Annotated in this window: 11 protein-coding genes; 3 read left to right on the top strand and 8 right to left on the bottom strand. The window is 63.3% G+C overall.

Translation table 11 applies throughout. The features are described 5' to 3' along the window. Positions 1 to 43 precede the first annotated feature (43 nt). Genes C4S68_RS20855 through C4S68_RS20845 form a run of 3 tightly spaced genes read right to left on the bottom strand, consistent with a single transcriptional unit; the run spans position 44 to position 2,824 of the window. Entirely contained in the window at positions 44 to 1,084 is a 1,041-nt protein-coding gene (locus C4S68_RS20855; RefSeq protein WP_103935053.1) for a Gfo/Idh/MocA family protein, read from the bottom strand. Continuing rightward, positions 1,081 to 2,430, bottom strand: coding sequence for a neutral/alkaline non-lysosomal ceramidase N-terminal domain-containing protein (locus C4S68_RS20850; protein ID WP_103935052.1), 1,350 nt, complete (start codon positions 2,428 to 2,430; stop codon positions 1,081 to 1,083). Before C4S68_RS20850 ends, C4S68_RS20855 begins: the two co-directional genes overlap by 4 nt. Then, positions 2,420 to 2,824, bottom strand: coding sequence for a RidA family protein (locus C4S68_RS20845; protein ID WP_103935051.1), 405 nt, complete (start codon positions 2,822 to 2,824; stop codon positions 2,420 to 2,422). The genes C4S68_RS20850 and C4S68_RS20845 overlap by 11 nt, the downstream gene beginning before the upstream one ends. Positions 2,825 to 2,987: 163 nt before the next feature. Between C4S68_RS20845 and C4S68_RS20840 the strand changes: the two genes are divergently transcribed. Further along, complete coding sequence (locus C4S68_RS20840; protein ID WP_103935050.1) at positions 2,988 to 4,010, top strand: 3-hydroxyacyl-CoA dehydrogenase family protein; 1,023 nt, start codon at positions 2,988 to 2,990, stop codon at positions 4,008 to 4,010. Then, a complete protein-coding gene (locus C4S68_RS20835; RefSeq protein ID WP_103935049.1) occupies positions 4,007 to 4,978 on the top strand; it encodes a DMT family transporter in 972 nt (323 codons plus the stop codon). The genes C4S68_RS20840 and C4S68_RS20835 overlap by 4 nt, the downstream gene beginning before the upstream one ends. On the opposite strand, the gene C4S68_RS20830 is transcribed toward C4S68_RS20835, so the two are convergent. The 3 genes from C4S68_RS20830 to C4S68_RS20820 form a co-directional block, all read right to left on the bottom strand. Then, entirely contained in the window at positions 4,932 to 6,458 is a 1,527-nt protein-coding gene (locus tag C4S68_RS20830; RefSeq protein WP_103935048.1) for an N-acyl-D-amino-acid deacylase family protein, read from the bottom strand. The two genes, C4S68_RS20835 and C4S68_RS20830, sit on opposite strands and share 47 nt — an antisense overlap. A 17-nt stretch (positions 6,459 to 6,475) precedes the next feature. Further along, positions 6,476 to 7,804 carry an aspartate aminotransferase family protein gene (locus C4S68_RS20825; protein WP_103935047.1) on the bottom strand — a complete coding sequence of 443 codons (1,329 nt, stop codon included), beginning with the start codon at positions 7,802 to 7,804 and terminating at the stop codon, positions 6,476 to 6,478. 139 nt (positions 7,805 to 7,943) lie between these two features. Then, positions 7,944 to 11,165 carry a TonB-dependent receptor gene (locus C4S68_RS20820; RefSeq protein WP_103935046.1) on the bottom strand — a complete coding sequence of 1,074 codons (3,222 nt, stop codon included), beginning with the start codon at positions 11,163 to 11,165 and terminating at the stop codon, positions 7,944 to 7,946. 303 nt (positions 11,166 to 11,468) lie between these two features. Here C4S68_RS20820 and C4S68_RS20815 point away from each other — a divergent pair, with 303 nt between their 5' ends. Next, entirely contained in the window at positions 11,469 to 13,547 is a 2,079-nt protein-coding gene (locus tag C4S68_RS20815) for a glycoside hydrolase family 20 zincin-like fold domain-containing protein (RefSeq protein ID WP_103935045.1), read from the top strand. Between the two features lie 60 nt (positions 13,548 to 13,607). Here the strand turns inward: C4S68_RS20815 and C4S68_RS20810 are convergent, their stop codons facing one another. Both C4S68_RS20810 and C4S68_RS20805 read right to left on the bottom strand, forming a co-directional pair. Then, positions 13,608 to 14,789, bottom strand: coding sequence for a family 10 glycosylhydrolase (locus C4S68_RS20810; protein ID WP_103935044.1), 1,182 nt, complete (start codon positions 14,787 to 14,789; stop codon positions 13,608 to 13,610). Positions 14,790 to 14,867: 78 nt separating this feature from the next. Continuing rightward, a complete protein-coding gene (locus C4S68_RS20805) occupies positions 14,868 to 15,707 on the bottom strand; it encodes an amidohydrolase family protein (RefSeq protein ID WP_103935043.1) in 840 nt (279 codons plus the stop codon). Positions 15,708 to 15,737: the final 30 nt, after the last annotated feature.

Genomic DNA, 15,737 nt, shown 5'->3' with positions numbered 1-15,737 from the left:
ACCTTCTCCCTCTTATGTCTTCGAAGCCTCTTCGGCTCTTGCTTTACTCGCCCGCCAGCGCGGGCACCCGGACCGTCTCACCACCACTCGCCAGCGACTCGTGCACCGCCGTCAGGATCGCCGTCACCCTGCGCCCATCGCGCACACCCACCGCCGGCGCATGGCCCTTGCGAATCGCATTCACAAAGTCGTCCAGGCAGGAAGGAAACGCTCCGCGCAGCGTGCCAAACACATCCGCCGACAGAAACGTCTTCGGATACGTAAAGCTCTTCGGCGTGCTCATCTCCAGGCTCTCGCGCTTGCGGTCGAAGTGCAGGTGCCCATGCTCTCCCACTACGCCGATAAACGAGTCCACCATCGTCGGAAATGTGTTCGGATGCACCCATCCCGACTCGAACGTCGCAATCGCTCCATTCGCGTACCGCACCTGCGCCTGGATCATGTCATACGTGTCGATGCCCTGCGCCACCAGCACCTTCTTCACGCCCCACGCCCGCGCCTCCACCGGCTCGCTGGCGAAGAACCACGTCACCAGGTCCATGTCATGGCAGCTCAGAAACCACGCCGGCGTCGTCTCCGCAGCCCACGAGATGAACTTCGTCGGCACAAAGATCGTGTCGTTCTTCCGCGCATAGCTCGTCAGCGGCATACCAATCTCGCCCGCCGCAATCGACGCCTTGCCCTGGTGATACGGAGCCAGCCAGCGATGATTGAACGCCACCTGCGCCACCTTGCCCGAGCGCTCCGCAATCCGAACCAGCTCGTCCGCTTCGCCCAGGTCCGTCGTCATCGGCTTCTCGATCAGCACATGCTTGCCGTGCTCCAGCGCGCTCTTCGTCGCTGCAAAGTGCTGATCGTCCGGCAGTGCCACGCACACCGCATCGATCTCGCTCGACTCCGTAATCGTCCGCCAGTCATCCGTCGCACGCGGCACCTCAAACCGCGTCGCGACCTCCTGCGCGCTCTCCAGCCGCCGCGCCGCCACCTTCGTCACGCGCGCATACGGGTGGTCCTGGTAGATCCGCACATACTGCTGCCCCATGATCCCCGCGCCGATCACACCAATGCGTAGCTTCTCGCTCATGCCGCGTTCTCCCTCTGCTTCGCCTCTGACAGGCCCTCGAGCATCTCCACCGCCGCCTGCTCCATCACCTCGCTCGCCGCCGTCGTCACACGCGCCGCCACCACCTCATATCCGATCGTCGCGTTGGCCTGCTCGTCCGGCACATACCCGATGTAGTCGTTCGCCAGCCCCAGGAACAGCGTCCGCGCAAACGGCGAACGCTCGCGGATCGCCAGCGAAATGCGCACAAACACCTCGCCCGGCAACGACACAAACACCGTGCTTCCCAGCCGCAGCGCGATCATCTCCACCGCCAGCGCCTTCGGCTCCGCCGCAACGCTCTCTTCATACAGCCGCGCGTAATACTCTTCGATCCGCGCAAACAGGTACTGCTGCTTGCTCTTCACCTGCTCCAGCAGCGGCGCGTCCACATCGATCGCCGCCTTCGTCTCGATCTTCCGCTCCGTCATCGCCGCCAGCGGCGCATAGCTCTTCAGCGGCAGCGCCACCTCGCGCCGAATCACCGCAATCTCCGCCAGCTCCGCCGCACACGTCGGCAGCACCTCCAGCACCGCATCCGCCAACCGCTCGCCCAGAGTCTTCGCCGTCGCGAACGTCCGGAACGAATCCACCACGCCCACCGCGCTCAGGTCGCTCTTGTGCCCGATGCTGAGGTCGCCCTCCGCTCCATTGAAGAACATCGCCATCACATCGCTGCCCAGCTCTGCACGCAGCTTCTCCAGCGTGTAGAACGGAAAGTCCTGCGTGAGGCTCAACGTATCCGGCCCCAGGCAGGTAGTGTGGCACGCGTAGTTCACCGCGATCGCCACCGTCCTGCCGTCCAGCTCTTCCACCAGCAGCACACCAGCGAAAGGATCTATCGGCAGTTCATCCGCTGTCCGTCGGTTCTTTGCAATGCCCTCAGCAGGCGCAAGCCCGACGCGCAGCGTGCGCGCCCTTCGTTCGCCATACGCCGCAACCGCAGCCTCCACGACCCCATCCGCCAGCTTCGCCAGATAGCCATCATCCAGCGCCTGCCCCTGGTTGAAGAAATGGTTCAACGTCACAGGGCCGCAGTGCGTATGCGTCGCGGACAGTACGATATGGCTCTCCGGCACTCCCGTTGCTTCGCGGACGCGCTGCCGAACAGCAGCGGAGAACGCAGCTGAAACCGCAATCACCTCGACGCTCACCAGCAGCGCCGTCCGATCACCGGCAGTCAGCGCCAGCGCCCGTGCGTGCAGGTCGTCATGCACCGACTCCGCCACGCCCTTGCGCGCGTCGAAGCCAGCCATCTGGCTGCCGAGTGACGGCGTGACCACTCGCTGGGCCACGCCGATCTCCCACACTGTGCGATCAGCCTGCAACGCTCTCCCCCGCGGTTGGGATGCGCGCAATCGCATCGATCTCCACCTTGATGCCCAGACCCAGCATCGACTGCACCGTCGTCCGTGTCGGCAGCACACCGGTGAAGAACTCCTGGTACACCTCGTTGAAGCGCCCAAAGTCCTCAATGTTGATCAGGTGCACCGTGCACTTCACCACATCCTTGTAGCTGCAACCGCCGGCCTTCAGCACGTCGCCGAGGTTCTTCAGCGTCAACCGCACCTCTTCTTCAATACTGCCAGCCACCGCCGCGCCTGTTGCCACATCGATCGGTCCCTGCCCGCTGCAATACAGCCAGCCATCAACGATCAGCCCATCGGAGTACGCTCCCGTGCTGGCCGCGCGATTCGGATTTGTTACCTGGACGAATGCCATCTTCTCTCCTGCGTGAGGTCTTGTCTCGAGCTTAGGGTACGCGCTCCAGCGACGCTACAACACCTTCGCGCACCCGGGTCGTCCACTCGGCTGGACGCAGAAGCCCGCTCCCCGCGTGCCTGCTTGACGTGCGCCCCTGTCCCCGCAAGACTGAATCCACACCATGCCATCGAAGCCCGCACGAAGCTCCGCCCCACGACGCTCCCCCAAGACAAACGTCGGCAGCCCCAAAGCTCCCATGCCGATCCGCACCGTAGGCATCATCGGCCTCGGCCTCATGGGCCAGGGCATCGCCACCTGCCTGCTCGCGCATGGTTTCGAGGTCATCGGTCTGGACACCGACAAGGCAAAGTTCCGCGCCACGCAACTGCACGTCGCGCGCGAGCTCAAGGAGCTCAACAAGCAGCTCGGACTCGCCCCCAAGATCCTCGCCACCTGGAAGCAGCGCCTCCATCGTGCCGAAGGCTACGCCGACCTCGCCTCTTGCGAACTTGTGCTGGAATGCGTCCGCGAGGACCTCGCCCTTAAGCGATCCATCTTCGCTGAGCTCGAGCAAGCCGTCCCACAGACGACCATCATCGCATCGAACACATCCAGCCTCCCTATCACCCTCCTGCAACAAGGCCGCCTCGCTCCCGGCCGCTACCTCGGCATGCATTGGGGCGAGCCTGCGCAGATCATGCGCTACCTCGAGATCATCCCCGGCAAGCAGACCAAGGCCGCCATCGTCACGGCGGCAAAGCGCTTCGGCATCGCCTGCGGAAAGGAGCCTGCGGTCCTCAAGCAGGACATCCGCGGCTTCCTCTCCAATCGCCTCATGTATGCGATGATGCGCGAGGCCTTCCACCTCGTCGAATCCGGCATCGCCGACATCGAGACCGTCGACCAGTCCTTCCGCAACGACATTGGCTGGTGGGCGCTCCTCGCTGGCCCCTTCCGCTGGATGGACCTCACCGGCATCCCCGCCTACGCCGCGGTGATGGAAGGCCTCCTGCCCGAGCTGAGCACCGGCACCGAGGTCCCGAAGCTCATGAAGCGAGTCGTCCGCAGCAAGGCCCTCGGCGTTGCCAACGCGAAAGGCTTCTATCCCTACACGCCTGCCTCCGCCAAACGCTGGGAGCAGGACTGGGTGCAGTTCACCTACGAGGTTCGCAAGCTCGCTGAAAGGTACACACCCACCGCATGAGCACCGCCGTCGCCGCTCCGCCCGCACAATCCAAGTTCGTCTCCTGGGTCCTGCTCTTCTCCTGCAATCTCATGTGGGCTCTGCAGTTCACCTGCATCAAGCTCGTGCAGGATCAAGCCGGGCCGCTCTTCACCGTGTGGTTCCCGACGGCCATCTCCGTACTCGTGCTCTACCCCTTCGTGCGCGCCGAACGCCGCGCGAACGCTGCCGCCGGCATCGAGGCCCCCAAGGCTACACGCGGCCGCCTCTTCGCCATCTATGCGATGCTCTGCGTCCTCGGCGTCATTCCCGGACAGCTCTTCATGACCTGGGGCACCCGCATGTCGCTCGCCACCAACGCGGCCGTCATCACCCTCGCTCTGCCGGTCACCACCGCCATCTTTGCCGTGCTGTTCCTCAAGGAGCGCATGACCGGCGTCCGCTGGGCCAGCTTCGCGCTCGCGCTCGTGGGCGTCGCCATGTGCTCCGGCCTCGACGTCCACGGCGTCAAGCTGAACCGCGATCAACTCCTCGGCAACCTGCTCGTCTTCGCCGCCATTCTTGGCAGCTCGTTTTACAACTCCTACGGCAAGGCCGCGCTCGAGCACCACTCCCCGCTGGAGATGCTCTTCTGGACCTACGTTGGCCTCACCCTGCTCATGTCGCCCTTCGTCATCGCACTCGAAGGCCAGAGCTTCCGCAACATCCCACACTTCACCGTCAGCACGTGGAGCGGCCTCGCCCTGCTCATGCTCTTCCACACCACGCTCTCGATGATCCTCTTCCTCAAGGCGCTCAAGTCCATCGACGCCATCCAGGCCGCGCTCTCTAACTACCTCATCGCCTTCTTCGGCGTCCCCATCGCCGCCTTCTGGCTGCATGAGCGCATCGGCCTCATGGCCGCACTCGGAGGCGTTCTGGTACTCGGCAGTACCCTTGTCATCACCGTGTTTGAGAAGCCGGCTCCAGTAGAGTCTGTCCTTCCCTGAGCACATACTCGATGCCCTCAGGCGCACGCTCCGGATCGTCATAGCTTGCATGGCTCCGGATGCGCTTCGGGTCGAAGATCGTCACGTCCGCCAGGTATCCCTCGCGCAACACGCCGATCTCCTTCATCCCGAAGCGCTCCGCCGGATACCCCGTGATCTTGTGGATCGCCGTCTCCAGCGGCAGCCATCCCAGGTCACGGCACATCCGCCCCAGCAGCTCCGGAAACGTTCCATGCAGGCGCGGGTGCGGACGCCCCTTCACATAAAAACCATCGCTGATGATGATCGCCAGCGGATGAGTCACATTCCGCCGCAGGTTCTCTTCGCTCTGGTTGTACTCGAGGATGTTCACCTCGCCGCGCTCCTCGATCAGCAAATCGAAGATCGCATCCTCAGCCTGACGGCCACGCGCTGCCGCAAGCTCTTCGATCGTCCGGCCTACACATCCGGCATTGCCCGCTGAAGCCACAGCGCTGACCAGCAGCTCGCTCCAGTCATTGGCAATCGTCGACCGCATCTCCGCAGCAATCCGCTCGCGCTCGCCAAGTTCACCAAGCCGGGCCAGCATCGCCTCCGTGCCTCCGGCCAGCGCCCACTGCGGCAGCAGCTGCGTCATCACCGTGCTTCCCGCGATGTACGGGTAGCAATCGAACGCCACGTCGATCCCACGCGCCCGCGCCGCTTCAATCCGCTCCAGCGCCCGCTCATTCAGCTCACGATTCGGCTTGCCCACCGCCTGCAGGTGGGAGATCTGCAGCCTGCATCCGCTACGCTCCGCCAGCACAATCTGCTCGTCAATAGCTTCGATCAGCTTGAATCCATAGTCGCGCATGTGAGTCGTGTAGATCGCTCCACACTCCGCCACCACCTTGCACAGCCGCGTCAGTTCGTCTTCGCCAGCACTCGACCCCGGCGCATACATCAAGCCCGTCGAGAACCCCACCGCGCCCTGCATCAGAGCCTCGCGGAGAAGCTCCTCCATCTGCGCGATCTCGCCTTCACTCACAGGGTCCATGCGATTGCCGCGCACCGCGATCCGCAGGCTTCCATGCCCCAGCAGCGAGTACACGCGCGCCACATGGGCATAGGCGTTCGCATCGGCAAGATACTCCCCAGCCGATCTCCAACCCCACGCCTGCCCACCACAAAAAATCCCATTCGCAAATGAACGTAGTTCCTCCGCATGGCCAGCGCTCGGATAGGGCGAGAAGCCGCAGTTCCCCACAACCTCCGTCGTCACGCCCTGCAGCATCTTCTCGCGCCGCGAGTCCAACACCTGAAGATCGGAGTGGCTATGCACATCGATGAAGCCCGGGCTCACCACCATACCCGCGCAATCAATCGCCACAGCCCCAGGCGCCGCACCGACGCTTCCCACAGCCGCAATACGGCCATCGCGGACGAGCAGGTCGCCGCGAAACACCGCCGCTCCCGTCCCGTCCGCGATCAACCCGCCACGAAGTACAAGGTCTTGCTTCATCACTTCAGCCTAGTCGATTACGCGTGCACCGAAGCCAGGCACTTTGCCACTGCACCAATCGTCTCGTCGATGTGAGCTTCCGTATGCGCTGCCGAGATGGAGCACTGCTTCACCGGAAGCTGGAAGAAGTACACTCCCTGGTCCAGTAGCTCACGCCTCAGATGAGAGTCCAGCTTCGCGTCATGATTCTCAATCAGGTCATGCCAGTCCACGGGCGCGTGATCCATGAAGTAGATGCAGAACGCCGAACTTTGCCGCACCACCACCGACTCAACACCGGCATCCTGCAACACACGCTCCAGGCCACTCTGCATGCGAGCCCCCAGCACCTCGAGGTCGCGATACACCTGGCCGTCGTTCGCACTCAGGCGATCAATCGTCGCGATGCCGGCAGCAGCCGTCACCGGATGACCGTTGTACGTTCCTGCCAGTAGCACGCGCTTCGAAGCATCCGGAGAGATAAACAGATCCATAAGATCCTTGCGTCCCCCGATCACACCCAGCGGATAGCCGTTGGCCACGGCTTTTCCATACGTCACCAGGTCGGGCGTCACGCCACACACGGTCGAGTACCCACCCAGCGCATGGCGGAAGCCCGTCTTCACCTCATCGAAGATCAGCACAAAACCATACTTGTCTGCCAACGCCCGCAGGCCTTCGAGATAGCCAGCCTGCGGCTTCACCACGCCAATGTTCTGCAGGATAGGCTCGGTGATCAGTGCCGCCACAGGATATTTCCGGCACACAGCCTCAACAGCCTCAAGATCGTTGAAGCCGACCGGATGAACCAGACCTTGGTGCGCTTCGGGAATACCGGCGCTGATCGGCAAAAACGGATACTCTTCGCCAGGCCGACGCGGTCCCAGCTGATCCAGCGGCGTCATCAGGTTGCAGGACACATCATTGTGCCAACCATGATAGCCACCCTGCGGCTTGATGATGTGGTCCCGCCCCGTGTACGCACGCGCCAGGCGAATCGCCTGGTACGTCGCCTCGCTTCCCGTGTTCAGCAGCTGCACACGCTCCACAAACGGCGCTGCCGCGCAGATACGCCGCGCCAGTTCGCCCTCAAGCTCCGTGCTGCCGGAGCCGAACAGGCTCCGGTCCTCGGCAATCGCTTGCAACACCGCCGCGTTGACCGCAGCATCGCCATGACCCAGGATGTATGGCCCGAACGCAGCGTGGTAGTCCAGGAACCGGTTCCCATCCACGTCCCACATCTCTGCGCCCCGTGCGCGCGTGAACACAATCGGCGGATCCACGGCCCGGTTCGTGCTAACCACTCCGCCCGGAATATAACGCGCGTTCTCGCGTAGAAGCGCTTCTGACTTGGTAAATCTCGACATGCAATTCTTCCAGAAGGGTTGAAGCAAACGTGAAATCACAATGCAGCGGAGCCCAGCCAGGGCCTACAGGCCCCATCTCCGCAGCAAGGCCGCGGGCGCGGAACCCCAGCCTCGACCGGGGTTCCGCGCCTGCCGTCACTTAGAACACGATCTTGCCGCCAATCTGTACCTGGCGATTCGGAGTCGTGCTGTTGATGCCCGAGATCACACCCGCATTCCCCACCGAAATGTTCGAGGAAGGAGTAGAGAAGTTAGGCGTGTTCACCGCATTGAAGGCATCGAACCGCAGCAGCAGGTCAACCCCGTCCCGCATCGTCGTCTTCTTCTCCAGGCTCGCGTCGAAGCCGATCTCGTGCGGTCCAAACAGGATGTTCCTGCGCGCATTGCCGAACGTATACGGCGTCGGCGCGGTAAACGCTGCAGGGTTGAACCACTTCGAGAGCGTGTGCGCCCCCGAGTAGTACCCCACACCCGGAACAATGTTCGGCCGCGTCGCATACCAGCCCACGTTGCCCACAATCGAGAACGTCGGCGTGAACGGAATACCCGAGCGCACCTGCGTCAGGCTGCTCACCGACCATCCATTCGTCAGCCGCGAGCCGAACCCCGTGCGATGAATCGGAAGCTCATACGTTCCCGAGAAGTAGAAGTTGTGATGACGCTCGCCGTCGCCGTTGCTGTAGTCCCCGGACGGGTCAGCCGGATTCTGCGGACCGTACGTGATCGGCACATTGTCCAGCGACTTGCCCCATGTGTAGCTGGTCTGCAGGTACAGCCCATGCCCCGTGCGCTTCGTCGCTTCAATCTGCAGCTGGTGCGTAATCGAGAAGCCTTCCGTCACCAGCGTGTAGATATCGCCCCACGGCTGGTACGGACGCCCCGACTGCAACGTCGTCAACGCACGCATCGGGTACGGCTCGTTCTTGTCGTAGTAGTACCAGGGAGCATGCGTGGCCTGGTTGCCCACGTACGACACCCGCAGTCCCACGTTGCTCGGCAGAGCCTCTTCCATTGACAGATTCCACTGCTGCACGCGCGTGTTCTTCAGGTCTCGGTTCACCGCGTAGATCGTCGGGTTCGCGCTCACCGTGCCCGTACCCGGGAACGGGTTCGCCAGCGTCAGCGTCGGTGTCGTCGACGACGACGCCGTGTAAGACTGCGTCAGCGTGAACGGGAAGTTCAGCTGCGAGATCTGGCGAATGCCAATGTACGTCGGCACAAAGTTGTAGAACATGCCGTAGCCGCCGCGCACCACCAGCTTGTCTCCACTCAGCGGACGATACGCAAAGCCCAGCCGCGGTCCCCAGTCAGACTTGTCCGTCTGCAGCACGCTCTGTCCCCAGCCATCCTGCTCTGAGGTCGTATACGTGTTCGGGTAGAGCGACAGCGCCGTCTGGTTCACCGTCGAAGGCAGCTGTCCGCCGACACTCCGGATCACATAGACGCCCTTCGCGAAGTCGAAGTTCGTGAACGCCCCATTCGCCTCCGTCGGCGACGTCTGCAGCACGTAACGCAGGCCGAAGTTCAGCGTCAGGCGCGGCGTCACAACCCAGTCGTCCTGTCCGAAGAACGCGTAGTTCTGGTACTTCAGGTAGATCGGGATCTGCGGCGTCGCGCGCGTTGTGGTGTTCGCGTAGCCCAGCAGGAAGTCCGCAAACGCGTTGCCCGTGGGATTCGCCGTATTCGCCGTGTACCGTCCCGTGAAGCCGAACGTTCCCAGCGTCGACGAGCTCGTGCCGCTCTTGATCGCCAGCCCGTTGAAGTTCACCGCCGCGCCGAACTTCATCGTGTGCTTGCCGTGAACCAGCGTCACGTTATCCAGGATCTGCTGCGTCGTCTCCGGCGAGTGACCCGAGCTGCCCGTGTCCCCAATGCCCGTGTAGCCCGTCATCGAAACCGTCGGCAGACCGCCGATCGCGAACGGCCCATAGAGCCCCGGGAAGATCGTGTACGGATCGAAGTTGCCGTTCTGCCCCTTCCGGATGCTGCGATGGCTCAGGTACGAGTAGTGCGCTTCGTTCAACAGGTGCGGCGTGAACACCATGTTGTCCCGCAGCAGCGCGGACTGCGTCGTGTAGCCCGCGCTCTCGTAGTTGCCGTACTGTGCCGGCGTACCGTTCGGCGCAAAATACGGATCGCCGATCGACAACGCTCCCGACAGCGTCAGCGTGTGCACGCGGTTCAGGTTGTGGTCCAGCCGCAGCGTGTAGCGCTTCACGTCATACTTCGTGGGCACGCTCTGCGTCAGGTTGTTCGTTAGTCCCGAGAGATTCGCATGCGGCACATAGGAAAGAATCGTCGCCGCGCGCGCATCGATGTACGGCAGCTTGTTGCCCGCGAACGGCAGACCCGTGTTGGGGTCCGTCAACGGCGCATAGGCTGAGAAGTCTCCGCCGCGCTGCGCGTCCGTAGGGACCGTGAAGGTGTACACGCTGCCCTGCCGCTGCAGCAGTGCCTCGGCCGCGCCAAAGAAGAACGTCTTGTCCTTCCAGATCGGTCCACCCAGCACGCCGCCGAACTCATTGCGGTTCAGCTGCGGCTTCAGCAGCGGCGCAGGAGAGAAGTAGCTGCGCGCCGCATACGCCCGGTTGCGGTTGAACTCATACGCCGTGCCATGAAACTTGTTCGAGCCGGACTTGGTCGCCACCTGGATCGCCGTGCCGCCCTCATACTCCGCCGGTGCAAGGCTGCTCTCCACCTTCACCTCGGCCACCGTCTCCGTCGAAGGCAGTGTCGTCAGGTTCGTGTTGTAGGAGTAAGCCGCCGCGCCGTTGCCCAGATCGTTGAACGGCACACCGTCCACCGTGTAATACGTTCCCCCCCAGCGCAGGCCGCCGCCAATATTCGGCGAGGACGGGCTGTCGCTCGTGTTGCCCGCAACATACGTCAGCACACGGTCAATCGTGCGGCCATTCAGCGGCAAACGCTCGATCGCCTGCGACTCAATCACATCGCCGATCGCGCCCGAGTCCGTCGTGATCGAGTCCGGAGATCCCGTCACATTCACCGTCTGCGCTTCGGATCCCACCGTCAGCTTCACATCATTGCGTACCGTCGAGCTCAACAGCAGCTTCACGCTCGACAGCGTCGCCTTCTCGAATCCAGGCGCCGCAATCGTAATCTCGTACATCGCAGGATCAAGGTTGGGCAGCGTATACGTACCGTCGCCGCTCGTCGTTACCGAGAGCGTCTGGTTCGTCGCGAGGTTCCGCACCGTCACCTTCGCGTTCGATACGGCAGCGCCACTGGCGTCCGTAACCTGCCCGGTGAGCGAGCCAGAGACTGTCTGTGCGGTGGCCATCGCCGGAGCGAGACCAAGCCAACACAGGGCGAACAGGGAGGCCAAAGCGTTGCGTTTCATGGCAGTCTTCCTCAATTCAAGATGGAACTACGGAACCTGAAACTTCGAAATCGTCACTCGCTTCCTTGCTGCACAACACAAGAAATGGAGAATAGGGTGCCCATGCGGCCGCATGCTGCCCCTTCCTTCTTCTCTGTTGCCGACGAGCGTTAACCCACTTTCGCGATTTCCCGATGAACAGCCAAGCAGAATCGCGTCACAAGAGCCCATTCGTCCATCGCCTTGGACAAAGCCCTCGCACAAGCCTCCCAACAGCGCTGTAACGCTCTCAACGCTGCACGCTGCGCGATATCCTCAGTCATCATGCAGCCGTCTCGCCGTTACACGATGCCCCGTCGCGCCCTCGCTCTGCTCACGGTAATCACCGCCGCCGGCGCGACGAACCTCGCCAGCGCCCAGCAGCCCACCGCCCCTCCGGTGTTGCTGCCCGCAGCACAGCAAGCCTCTTTCTCCAACGGCTCGCTTCCGCTCTGTGAGCTCTCGCTCCAGGCAGACCCCGGCGTCGATCCGCAGGCTCTCAACGCCACGCAGCAGCTCCTCCAGGCGCATTGCAACTCACACCCTACCGTCGCCTCGCTGCCGCTTCATCTCGTGCAGAAAGCTCCAGGCGGCCAGCTTCCCGGCATCAATGACGCCGCTTCGCCCAGCTCCCGCGAGGCCTATCGGCTCTCCATCTCCCGCACCGGCGTCACACTCACGGGCAACGCCTCCGCCGGCCTCTTCTATGCCGTCGAGACACTCACGCAACTCCTCAACACCACCGGCACACAAGCCTCACTGCCCTTCGCCGAGATCTCCGACCTCCCCTCGCTGCCCTATCGCGGCTTCATGATGGACATCAGCCACGGCGCCATCCCCACCGTCGCGGAAGTCGAACGCCAGCTCGATCTCTTCGCCCGCTTCAAGGCCAATCAGTACTTCTTCTACGTCGAAACCGACCTCGACCTTCGCGGCTATCCCTTGCTCCACAAGACCTCCAACTGGTCTGCCGCTGACATCCGCGAGATCGTCGCCTACGCCGCGGCCCGCCACATCGATGTCGTCCCCTGCGTCGAGCTCTTCGGTCATCTCCACGATCTCTTCCGCACCGAGCAGTACAGCGACGAGTCCGCGCTCCCGCACGGCGGCGAAGCCAATCCCGCTGATCCCAAGGTCCAGAAGCTCCTCGACGATTGGCTCGAGCAGTACGCCGCCCTCTTCCCCAGTCCGTGGCTGCACATCGGCTTCGACGAACCCTTTGAGCTAGAACGCGCGCACCACAACACAGCAGGAACCTCACCCGGAGACCTTTGGCTGCAACACCTGCATCACCTCGCCGCCAAGGCCGCAGCACTCGGCAAACGCCCGCTCTTCTGGGCCGACATCGACGAAGGCGCCTACATCTTCAACAAGTACCCCGGCCTCGCCGCCGGCCTTCCGAAGAACGCCATCGCCGCGCCCTGGTTCTACGACGCACGCTCTGACTACTCCGGCCTGCTCGATCTCTTCGCCGCCAACCACGTCCCCATCGTCGTCGCCTCCGGCATCTCTGACTGGGACAACATCGCTCCCGACTTCGACACCACCTTCATCAACATCGATGGCATGCTCGCCGCCGGTCGCAAAGCCGGAGCCATCGGCCTGCTCAACACCATGTGGTCCGACTCCGCGCAGGCCATCCATCGCGAAGCCGATGCCGCCATCGCCTACGGCGCCGCAGCCGCCTGGCAGTCCACGCCCATGCACCCCGGCACCTTCTTCGCGGCCTACGCGCACACCACGTCCACCGCAGCCGACGCTCCCCACATCGCTGCCGCTCTCACCGCTATCGCACAAGCGCAATCGAAGCTACGCGGCGCCCTTGGCTCCGAGACCAGCTTCCGCATGTGGGATGATCCCTTCCATGCCTCCACGCTCGCCCGCGTACGCACCCATCGCACGGAACTCCGCGACGCCCGCCTCGCCGCCGAATCCGCCCTCGAACATCTCGCCGCCACAAGCCCTGAGGCTCAGCAGACCACTCAGGACCTCCAGCTCGGCGCACGGATGCTCGACTTCGCCGCCATGAAGTTCGAGTACGCCATCGAGATCGCCGACAACTTCGACGCGCTCCCGCAGCAACCGAAGCCCGACGACATCTCCTATCTCCTCAAGCGCGAGACCAGCGCCCGCAACCACAGCCGCGTCGGCGATCTCCTCGATCTCTCCGGCGAACTCGAACAGGACTACAGCGCCGCCTGGCTCCGCTCCAACAAACCCTTCCGCCTCGCCACCGCACAGGCCCGCTGGCGCGCCGAGCAGGAGTACTGGCGTCGCTTCCAGGCCTCCGTCTGGACCGTATGCCGCGACTTCAAACCCGGCGATCCCCGCCCCACACTCACCGACGTCCTCGCCGTCCGCTAACGCGCAAAAGCGGGCCTCATCGAGGCCCGCGCCAGCGTTTCAGGAGATCTCTGGCCCTCGCTACGCCGGCCTGCGGAACACGCCCGCACGCAACGCCGCAAGGTCCTCATCTTTGAAGGCCGCGCCATGAAACAGCGCCACTCCCGGCGCGCCCATCTCCCGCGCCGCTTCAATCTGCTGCCCCAGCATCGCTGCCGTCGTATTGCCTGAGGTGGAGGCGAGCGCCATGCCCGCGTACACAGGGCACTCCGCTCCAATGTCATCCAGCGTCCGCTGCAACTGGCTCCGGAACGTCGCCACGTCCGGCACATACACCTGCGGGATGTAGTAACTCAGCCAGCCCGAAGCTCCCCACCGTCCCCAATCCCGCCCGCGAATCCGATCGTGCCGCCAGTCATGGCCGCCGTTCGCCGCGAGTTGCAGCTTCGTGCCCGTAAACATCGCCCGCAGCTCTTCGATCATCGCGCTGTTGCCCAGCGTGCGGAAGTCCTCCGCCGTGTCGCTGTCCAGCACCTCGGTCAGCTTGCGTCCGTGCAGCTGCTCGTAAACATGGCGGCACAGCTCGCAGACGCAGTAGCCCTTCGTCCCATAGCCCGGCTCTTCAATCTGCAGCCCATGCAGCTTGGGATACCGCGCCATCGTCGATTTCAACTGCGCCTGCATCCAAGCCCGCGCCTTGTAGTGCTGCGGACAAACATTCTGCTGATGCTTGTCCTCCAGCTTCATCAGCTTCTGGTCCGGCACCAGCTCGTCCAGCCGCTTCGCCATCCACGCAGGATCGCCCCCCAGCTTCGGATCGAACTCCGGCGAATCGGCCTCGCGATAGTCCGTGAAGCTGTACCACATGTCGACATCGAGGCCCTCGCGCGCAGCCTCTTCCACCAGCACACCCAGCGCATCCCAACGCGCCAGCGGATGCTTCTCGCGATACGCTTCATGCTCCAGCGCCGCCAGGTACCCGCTCACCGTCCACGGAAACAGCGTGTTGAAGTTTGCCTTCGCAAACCTCTGTACCATCTCCCGGATCTGCGTCTTGCCCTGCGTCTCATCCGCGGCAATGTGGGCCTCCGGATGCACCCAGATCGCACGCACCTCGCGCGCAGGACGCGGCGCAGTCAGCACCTTCGAAGGAACAGGCTTCGCGGCCTGCGGCGTCTCCGCTCGCAACACACCCGCGACGGACGCTGAAGAGACCAGCTGCAACAGACGACGACGGCTGACAGAACTTCCAAACAATGGCATGGCCGCACTCTATCGCATGCACGCCCACTCACGCTGCTGCTCGCAGCCCCGCAGTTCAACCCAATGGACGATTCGCTCCTACCCGATCCCCAGGCAAGCCAGCGTGTCCCGCTCGATCATCCCCTCGATCAGCTCCTCGCGGATCCGCGGCAGCCCCGAGTTCCCCGTGATGTGGTTCACGTTCCGCAGCGCCGCCATCGTGTCCCCCGGCGTCGTAAACGGATAGTCCGAGCCCAGCAGCAGCTTGTGTCCGCAGCCATACTCCTGCGCCAGCATCAACGCATTCCAGAACTGCCACGGCCTGTAGTACAGCGCCGAGATGTCCGCATACACATTGGGCTGCTTGCGGATCAGCACCACCGCATCCTCCACCCACGGATGCCCCATGTGCGCGATCACCATCTTCAGCTTCGGATACGCCATCGCCACATCTTCGAGGTCGATCGGCAGCGCATACTTCAGCGGCGCTCGCCGCGGAAACGTCGTCCCCTGGTGCACCAGCGCCGGAATCCCATGCTTCTCGCAGAACGCATACACCGGCTGCATCCGCTCATCCATCACGTGGTAGTTCTGATAGATTGGCGCGAGCTTCAGCCCGCGAAACCCATCCTTGAGAAACACCTTCTCCATCTCGTCGAGATAGTCCGGCTCATTCGGGTCCAGGCAAGCAAACCCGATCAGCTTCTCCGGATGCTTCGCCACATACGACTTCACGCGATCGTTCGGCACCACCAGCCCAAGGTGCTTGGAGTGGAAGCCAAACACAATCGCCTTGTCCACCGGGGCCATCGCCGCCCAGTGCTCCTCTTCGCTGATCTCCACCTGCGCCGGCCCGCCGCGTGCAATCGACGCCTCGCGCGTCATCTCTTCGCTCCAGTCCTCCGCACGCCACAGGTGTGTATGACAGTCAACGATCATCGAGGTCCCCTCCAGTTTGATCCAGGTTCG

It is taken from the genome of Bryocella elongata (genome assembly GCF_900108185.1).
GTDB lineage: Bacteria > Acidobacteriota > Terriglobia > Terriglobales > Acidobacteriaceae > Granulicella > Granulicella elongata.
Note: the sequence above shows the minus strand (reverse complement) of the source record. Positions and strands in the feature narration are given on the sequence as shown.